Genomic DNA, 6,076 nt, shown 5'->3' on the forward strand with positions numbered 1-6,076 from the left:
AGCTTTGCTAAGCTTGCGCCGAACTGGAGCAGGCGTCGTCGGGCGGCGAAGAGCCATGATGATCCGGTCGCGCAGTCTGTGGATGGGGCGGGCACGTGGATTGGATCATGCGCTGGGTGGTCGTCGCGGCCCTCCTGTCGTCCGCTTCGGTGGCACGGGCGGAAGGCTCCGCCGATTTCGTCTTCGGCATCATCAAGGAAATGGCCAAGGGCCAGGAACGGGGGCGCCTCGCGGCGTCCCCCGCTGCACGCCGGGCGGTGACGCCCTGGCTCGTGATCGCCAGCCGCGAGGATCCGCAGGAAGCCGTCGCCCTCGCCGAAAGCTATGCCCCGACGATCGGTCCGACGGCCGTGATCCAGAGCCGCAACGGGCGATACGCGGTCGTGGCCGGCACGCTCAACCGGGACAAGGCCAAGCCGAACCTCGAAGCGCTGAAGGCGATGCACATTATCCCGCAGGACTCGTTCCTGTCGGACGGCCAGAACCTCGATCGGGTCGTGTGGAATTCCTTCGACGGCGACGGGTCGCTCGATCTGATGACGCGGCCGGTCTATCGCCAGTCCATCCAGCGGCTGCAGGCGGCCCTGTCGCGCCTCGGCCTGTACCAGGGTCCCGTCGACGGGTTGATCGGCCCCTCGACCGGCGTGGCGTTCTCCGCCTATGTCGACCGTCACGGCCTGCCCTTCGGCGAGGTGGTCGACACCTACACGCTGTCATCCATCGAGGAGACGGCGACGGACGGCTTCCGCAGCAATTCGGAGCGCAGCCTCGCCCAGGCGCGCGGCTTCCAGGATGCGGCGACCTATCAGCAGGCGGAGGCGGGCGGCTTCCCCTCCGCGACGGCCTTCAGCGAGGCCCGCACCCTCGGCTTCCAGACGCAGCGTGACTGGGATCAGGCGACGTCCGGCGGGTTTCGTCGCGGCGACGAGTTCATTCGTGCCCGCGCCGGGGGCTTTGCGACGGCATCCGAGTATCGCTCGGCGCAAGTGGACGGCTTCGACACGGCCCGCGAACACGAGGCGTTTCGCCGATCCGGCTTCACGAGTTCCAGCGAGTTTCGCGAGGCACAGGCCAAGGGGTTCTCCGACAGGTCCGCCTATCAGCGGGCGGAGGCGGATGCCCTCAAGGCGGCACGCCGCGCGGCGACGGACCTTCTCTCCGACGCCGACGCCTTCCTCCGGCTCAATCCGCAGACCCCGAACCTTCTCGACATCGCGGCCGAGGCCGCGACCCTGAAGGGCGGAATGGCGTCGGCATCGGCGACGGACCTTGCCGCGACCGCCCTGCGGTTGCGCACGGCCCTCTCGCAGGCGCCCGCCTTTGCCGTCTTCGAAGCGGTACGCGGCGAGGAGCGCGCCCGCGAGGCGGCGGCGCGCAGGATCGCGCTCCAGAACGAGCTGGAAACAACACGCGCCCAGATGGCGGCATGGGTCGCGGCCAACCTCGCCTCGCCGAAGCTGCCGGGCGTCGTCGCCGAACTGAAGCTCCTGACGGACGACGCGCAGAGCGACGATCTGGACATCCTCTCGACCGCCCGCGACCGCGCCGCCGCGGCCGTGCAGAAACAGGGCCTAGCCAGCGAGATCGCGCTTCTGACGCGCAAGGACACGGGCGTCCCCGAAAATTCCGGCACCCTGCCCCAGGCGGTCAGCATCACGGCGGCCAACGCGGTCCTCCTGCAGGGGCCGCCGGACGACGTCGTCGTTCTCTACAACACGAGCCCGCGTGCGCCTTCGCTCGCGCGCAATCTCGTCGGCGCCTTCACGTTCCGGACGGGACAGGCCTCCTTGTGTCTGAGCGGTCTCCCGCAGACGCCAGCTCTCGGGCGCGCCCTTGCGAGCGAACTGGAACGCTTCGACGGCCGTGCCGTCGTCGTGTCCGCCAGCCCCTGCGGGCCAATGGACGTCGCCAATCGCGATCTCCTCCTGATCCAGCGCCGCGCCTTTCTGGCGGCGCCGCCGTCCGTCGCCCTGCCGTTTCTCGAGGCGCTGGAGAATGGGGCGCTGCGCGTCTTCGACGTCATGCCCTTCCGCGATGTCGCCAAGCGGATGGACGAGGAGCGGTCGCTGTCCGACACGATCCGGGACGATGTGGCGGGCGAGCGGCGGAACGGCTACGGCGCCCTGATGCTGGCAACGGGCAAGGCGGCGATCTGCGCGACGGTGTCGGAAGACCGCGGCGCGCATGACGAGATGCTGGGCCGGGTCGCGAGCTACGCCGAAACGGAGATCGGTCAGCGTCCGACGACGCGCTTTGCAAGCCTCGACGAGACATTCCTGGCCGCCAAGGCCGAGGAATGCCGCCTCGTCTATGGCTCCGAGCATGCCGTCAGGCTTCTGGCCGACGGCCTGAAGCGCGATGGCCGGGCGGCGAGCTTCCTTCCCCTCTGGTACGAGCGCAAGGCCCTGGAAGAGAACGTCGCGGGTCTCGTGTCGGCGAAGCAGGAGGCCCTGCGCCAGGCGGAGGAACGCCGGGTGGCGGCGGAAGGGGAGCGCAGCGTCGCGCAGCGCGCAGCCAACGCCAAGGCGCAGACGCGAGAATCGCGGGAGGCCGACTTGCGGTCGCGCTACGGCGCCGAGGCCGCAGCCCTTCTCAACCGCTTCTCCGAAGGCTTCAAGAGGCGGATGATCGCGCAGCCGGGCGTCGTCCTCGCCGGCGACGACGACAAGGCGTCCGCGGAGATCGCGGCCCTGTTCCCCGACGTGGAGACTTGGCGCCGCGGATTACCGGCGCAGGACTGGCAGCCGACCGCCGTCGATCTGACGATCGCCGACTACGGCATGGCCCGATGGGACGACCGTGCGCTCGAGGCCATCGCCATGGAGGCGCGGGTCCGCGTCGTCAGCCCGGAGCGCGGACGATACGACGAGGCCTGCTTCCGCATCGCCGCCATCGTCGACGGCGAGTTCCTGCGATACCGCGACCCGTTCGAAGCGCCCTGCGACAACGACGTTGCCGAGCTCGATCGGTGGAAGGTCGGCCACCAGTTGGAAAGCCGCTGGCTGGCGCCTTGAGGCGTTTCCGAACACCCGCGTCCCGTCAGGGCGCGACGGTTTGCTCGTGCAGCGTCAGGCTCCAAAGGAGAAGCGGCGGAAGGGGCGTCCAGAGGCCCGTGCGCACGCCGGCCGCGCGAAGCATGGCGGCGGTCCAGGTGTTGCAGCCGAGGAGAAGGTTGAACGGCCCCCGCGCCTCGTAGAAATGGTCGAACGCCCCGTAGGCGGCGTCAGGGATCGGCGGCGGCGTGCCGTCCGGGCCGGGCTCGAAGCTGTCCGCGACGGCCTCGAGGAGCGCGGCGAAGGCGGCGTCCCCGAGGTCGAGGCGGACGAGGCCGGGCTGGCCGCCCTCGACACGGCCGCCGAGCGCGACGTGCAGGACGGATCGGTCGAGCGTCGCCGAGCGCCAGACGGCGTCGAAGGTCAGGTCGCCCCAGGTCGGTGTCTGCGTGTAGAAGGCCCGGCCGCCCCATCCGACGACGATGGTGCCGAGCGCGGGATGGGCGAGGTCGAGCCCATCGCGCGCCAGGAAGGCGAAGCGGTCCAGCACCTCCGGCGTCGCCGGCAGGAGGATGTCGGTGTGGATCGGGTTGGCCGCGAGATAGATCGCATGACGCCCCGCGGCCTCGCCGGGCGGGGGGAACGACACCGCCGCCGGCCGGGGCACGAGAAGCCCCAGCACCATCAGCCCGAGGATCACGCTGGCGAAGGCGGTCAGCGCGGCGAATGCGCCCCGCAGCGCGGCCAGGCCCGCTCTCAAAACCTACTGCTCGCCGAGCTTCATCGACGGATCGTAGTCCTTGCCCTCGACGACCTTGGTCATCGGCTGCGCGCACTTCATCACGCCCTCCTTGGCGTCGAAGGCGTAGGCCGGGCTGCCCGCCAGTTCCCAGCCCTTGGACAGGGCGAGGCTGACGCGGTGGCAGAAGGCCGAATCGTCGGGGCCGGTCAGGAGACGGTAGAGCTTCATCGAATCGATCCTCTTCGGTTTCGGATGGCGGCGGCGCGGGCGAGCAGCGCCTCCGCCGCAAGGAGATGAAGGCGCTCCACCATCCGGCCATCGAGGCGGATGACGCCGCGCCCCTCGGCGGCCGGTTCGGCGAAGGCCGCGACGATCGCCTCGGCCGCCGCGATCTCGTCCGCCGTCGGCCCGAAGGCCGCGTCCGCCGGGCCGATCTGCAACGGATGGATCAGCGTCTTGCCGCTAAAGCCGAGGCGTCGGCCAGCCGCGCATTCGGCCGAGAAGCCCTCGATATCGGCGAAATCGTTGTAGACCCCGTCGAGGACCGGCACCTTATGCGCGTGGCCGGCGACGAGGATCGGACCGATCCAGGGCATCAGTTCGGGCCGCCCCGGCGAAAGGAGAAGCCCGGCCGCCGAGACGAGGTCGTTCGGCCCCACCACCAGCGCGCCGAGCGGGCGCGACAGCGCGGCGCCCGCGATCGCGCCGGCCTTTAGAACGCCCATCGGCGTTTCCACCATCGCCCAGAGCGCCAGCGCCGGCGGCGCGTCGCAGTGCTGGAGCGCGGTGTCGGCCTCCTCCAGCGCCTCGGGGCCTTCCACCTTCGGCAGGAGGATCGCGTCCGCCCGCACCGCGCAGGCTATCAGGAGGTCTTCCGTGCCGGCCGGCGTGTCGAGAGGGTTGATCCGCACGACGCGGAGGGGACCATCGGCCGACTGACGGCCCTGGGTCGCCAGATGATCGCGCAGGCGTTCGCGCGCCGCGCCCTTCTCGCCCTCGGCAGCCGAATCCTCGAGATCGAAGATCAGCGCGTCGACGGCGAGCGAGGCCGACTTTTCGAGCGCGCGCGCATTGGCGGCCGGCACGAAGAGGGCGGAGCGCAGGAGCGCGGCGGGGGCGCGGGTCATCGGTCTTCCCTGCCCGATCGCGTGGCCGCGTTCAAGCGGCCCCGACAAGGCTTTTGCCTCGGCGTTGAAGGGTGTATCGAGGCCCTACCGCCAGCCTGACGAGGAAAGGACGCGTTTCCCATGCAGAAGTTCGACCATCTGACGGGCGTCGCCGCGCCGCTTCCGATCCTCAATGTCGACACCGACATGATCATCCCGAAGGATTACCTGAAGACGATCAAGCGCACCGGGCTCGGCGTCGGCCTCTTCGCCAACATCCGCTACCGGGAGGACGGCTCGGAGGACGAGAATTTCGTTCTCAACAGGCCGGCCTACCGCCAGGCCGAGATCCTGGTGGCCGGCGACAATTTCGGCTGCGGGTCGAGCCGCGAGCATGCGCCTTGGGCGCTTCTCGACTTCGGCATCCGCTGCGTGATCTCGACGTCCTTCGCCGACATCTTCTACAACAACTGTTTCAAGAACGGCATCCTGCCGATCCGCGTCTCCCAGGACGAGCTCGACGCCCTGATGGGCGACGCCGGCAAGGGCGCGAACGCGAAGCTGACGGTCGACCTCGAGGCCCAGGAAATCCGCCGCCCGGACGGGGGCGTCGTTCGCTTCGACATCGATCCGTTCCGCAAGCACTGCCTCCTCAACGGGCTCGACGACATCGGGCTGACGCTGGAGCAGGAGAGCGGCATCACCTCGTTCGAGACGAAGCTCGCCGAAACGCGCCCCTGGGCCTGACACGCCGCCGAGCCCGCGCCCCGACCGATCGAAAGGACCCTTCATGACGACGCACAAGCTCCTCCTCCTGCCCGGCGACGGCATCGGGCCCGAAGCCATGGCCGAGGTCGGCAAGATCGTGGCCGTGCTGAACGGGGCCGGCGGCGACCGCTTCGAGACGGAGGAGGCGCTGGTGGGGGGCGCTGCGATCGACGCCCACGGCGTGCCGATCGCGGACGCCGACATGGATAAGGCACTCGCAGCGGACGCCGTGCTCTTCGGCGCGGTCGGCGGCCCGAAGTGGGACGGCGTCGCTTACGAGATCCGCCCCGAGGCGGGCCTCCTGCGCCTGCGCAAGGACATGGCGCTGTTTGCCAATCTGCGCCCCGCCATCTGCTATCCCGCGCTGGCCGAGGCCTCGTCGCTGAAGCGCGAACTCGTCGACGGGCTCGACATCCTGATCCTGCGCGAGCTCACCGGCGGCGTCTACTTCGGGAGCCCGAAGGAGA

Annotated in this window: 6 protein-coding genes; 3 read left to right on the forward strand and 3 right to left on the reverse strand. The window is 69.9% G+C overall.

The window, feature by feature from the left end:
* The first annotated feature begins 107 nt into the window (after positions 1-107).
* Positions 108-3,014, forward strand: coding sequence for a peptidoglycan-binding domain-containing protein (locus QZ753_RS13655; protein WP_294644333.1), 2,907 nt, complete (start codon positions 108-110; stop codon positions 3,012-3,014).
* A 25-nt stretch (positions 3,015-3,039) separates the two neighbouring features.
* On the opposite strand, the gene QZ753_RS13660 is transcribed toward QZ753_RS13655, so the two are convergent.
* From QZ753_RS13660 to QZ753_RS13670, 3 genes are read right to left on the reverse strand one after another with little or no spacing between them, the layout of a single operon-like run.
* Positions 3,040-3,753, reverse strand: coding sequence for a TIGR02117 family protein (locus QZ753_RS13660; RefSeq protein WP_294644334.1), 714 nt, complete (start codon positions 3,751-3,753; stop codon positions 3,040-3,042).
* 3 nt (positions 3,754-3,756) lie between these two features.
* A complete protein-coding gene (locus tag QZ753_RS13665; RefSeq protein ID WP_090963362.1) occupies positions 3,757-3,963 on the reverse strand; it encodes a DUF1737 domain-containing protein in 207 nt (68 codons plus the stop codon).
* On the reverse strand, positions 3,960-4,862 hold the full coding sequence (locus tag QZ753_RS13670) for a CoA ester lyase (RefSeq protein ID WP_294644335.1): 903 nt from the start codon (positions 4,860-4,862) through the stop codon (positions 3,960-3,962). The genes QZ753_RS13665 and QZ753_RS13670 overlap by 4 nt, the downstream gene beginning before the upstream one ends.
* 120 nt (positions 4,863-4,982) lie before the next feature.
* On the opposite strand from QZ753_RS13670, the gene leuD reads away from it, so the two are divergent.
* Both leuD and QZ753_RS13680 read left to right on the forward strand, forming a co-directional pair.
* Positions 4,983-5,588, forward strand: a complete 606-nt coding sequence (leuD, locus tag QZ753_RS13675) for a 3-isopropylmalate dehydratase small subunit (RefSeq protein ID WP_294644336.1) — start codon at positions 4,983-4,985, stop codon at positions 5,586-5,588.
* Between the two features lie 43 nt (positions 5,589-5,631).
* Positions 5,632-6,076: isocitrate/isopropylmalate family dehydrogenase (locus QZ753_RS13680; protein WP_294644337.1), on the forward strand; the 445-nt coding region annotated here is incomplete at its 3' end.

This window comes from uncultured Aureimonas sp. (assembly GCF_913775355.1).
GTDB lineage: Bacteria > Pseudomonadota > Alphaproteobacteria > Rhizobiales > Rhizobiaceae > Aureimonas.